The following is a 1,945-nucleotide window of genomic DNA, read 5'->3' as shown; positions in this document are numbered from 1 at the left end:
CGTACTTCTTATGGGTGAAAGTCCCTAGCACACCCGGCAGCGGGAAGTGCATAGCCAAGAGCAAGGGTGTCCACCGTGAGGTGGAATCTGAAGGAAGCAGGAGGCAAACCTTTGGCCTGACGAACAGGAATCGCATGAGGCGTATGTGAGTGGGTAAGGCTGCCAAACAAGCTAAAGCCCAAAAGCTGCACGGAAACTCACAGCGTAGATGCGGCAGGTAGATGAAGGGAAAGAAGTACGTCTTACCTCGGGAGGCCTCGTCGGCGAAGTGGGAGAAGAAGGCAAAGGGTCGGCCGACCCTAAAGAAGGGCAACGGCGACAGACCGCCCAACAGTAGTAACAACGAACGGCGAGGAGTCAGCAGAGGCCATAGTACCAGTGAAACTGGGAAGGGCTGACCGAAGTTGGAGGGAGCGAAGAGTAATACCGTGAGTGCGATTGACGGCAGACAACGAAAGCTAGGTGGCCAGCAAGGTCAGACAGCTGACGGCCATCTGGGAATGGTAGGGGCGGAACTCCAAGAGTACCCAGAGGCGCCCACGCACATGCGGATTGACCCCGAACGCAAACTCGACACCAAACCAGACCTGCTGGAGCGCATCTGCGACCGCAACAACATGCGACAGGCATACGTAAAGGTCGCACGCAACGGCGGCGCGGGTGGCGTGGATGGAATGTCAGTTAAAGAGCTAGATACTTGGCTGCATGACAACTACGACCAGCTTGTGTTACGGATACTGGCGGGCAAATACCGCCCACAGCCAGTCCGTAGGGTTAAGATACCAAAGGAGGAGAAAGGCAAGCTCCGTCTGCTAGGCATACCTACGGTCATAGACCGCATGGTGCAGCAAGCAGCAGTGCAAGTGCTCACCCCCATCTATGAGCCGATGTTTTCTGATGCAAGCTTTGGGTTTAGACCAAACAGGTCAGCCCACGATGCGCTCCTGCGCATAAAAGAGCTTGCAGATGCAAGGGACGTGTGGATATGCTCGATAGACCTTGAGAGGTTCTTCGACACGGTCAATCAGTCCAAGTTGATACAGGTGATGTCCAACGTGGTTAAAGACGGTCGCGTCGTGTCCCTGATGCACCGCTTCCTTAAAGCAGGAGTCATGGTAGACGGCGTGGTCATGCCCACCGATGAGGGCACCCCACAGGGAGGTCCGCTATCACCTTTGCTTGCAAATGTCTTGCTCAATGAGCTGGACCGCGAGCTTGAGCGACGTGGCCACCACTTCGTCCGCTATGCTGATGACCTCATCATATTGAAACGGAGTCGTAAAGCAGCCGAAAGAGCCATGGGAACCGTCACCAAGTTCATTGAGGGTAGACTCTTCCTCAAGGTGAACCGTGATAAGTCCTACGTGGCGCACATCGCGAGCCACGACCCAGAGGTGAAATACCTTGGCTATGGCTTCTTTCGCTACAGTGGAGAGCTGCACTTCCGCGTGCACTCAAAGTCAGCAGCCAAGCTCAAGGCCAAGGTCAAAGAGGTAACCTCACGCTCAAATGGCTGGTCGCTGGACTACAGGCGTAAACGCCTGAGTTGGCTGGTTAACGGCTGGGTTAGCTACTTCCGCCTCGCCGACATGACCAAGCTGCTCAGAAGCGTCGACGAATGGCTCCGCAGGCGCATCCGCTGCGTGTACTGGAAGTGCTGGAAGAAAATTAGCACCAAGTACAAAGCTCTCATGAAACTCGGTGTTAGCCGCAATCTGGCTTGGCAATGGGCAAACTCTCGTAAGGCATACTGGCGTATAGCAGGGAGTGCAATCCTAGCAAGAGCGCTTAACAACACCAAGCTCGACGAGCTTGGCTGGGAGTTCCTCTACCAAAGGTGTCTACTGGTAAAGTGTTAGTAACGTCGGAACCGCCGTATACCGAACGGTACGTACGGTGGTGTGGGAGGACGGCGCACTGGCTAACGGCGCGCCTCCTACCCGAT

The 1,945-nt window shown here is 55.3% G+C and carries 1 protein-coding gene; it reads left to right on the top strand.

What is annotated here, in order from left to right; all coding sequences use genetic code 11:
• The first annotated feature begins 428 nt into the window (after nt 1-428).
• Entirely contained in the window at nt 429-1,859 is a 1,431-nt protein-coding gene (gene ltrA, locus HMPREF9069_RS01390) for a group II intron reverse transcriptase/maturase (protein ID WP_198009687.1), read from the top strand.
• The last annotated feature ends 86 nt before the right edge of the window (nt 1,860-1,945 follow it).

The sequence above is a fragment of the Atopobium sp. oral taxon 810 str. F0209 genome, assembly GCF_000466405.1.
Classification (GTDB): domain Bacteria; phylum Actinomycetota; class Coriobacteriia; order Coriobacteriales; family Atopobiaceae; genus Olegusella.
Note: the sequence above shows the minus strand (reverse complement) of the source record. Positions and strands in the feature narration are given on the sequence as shown.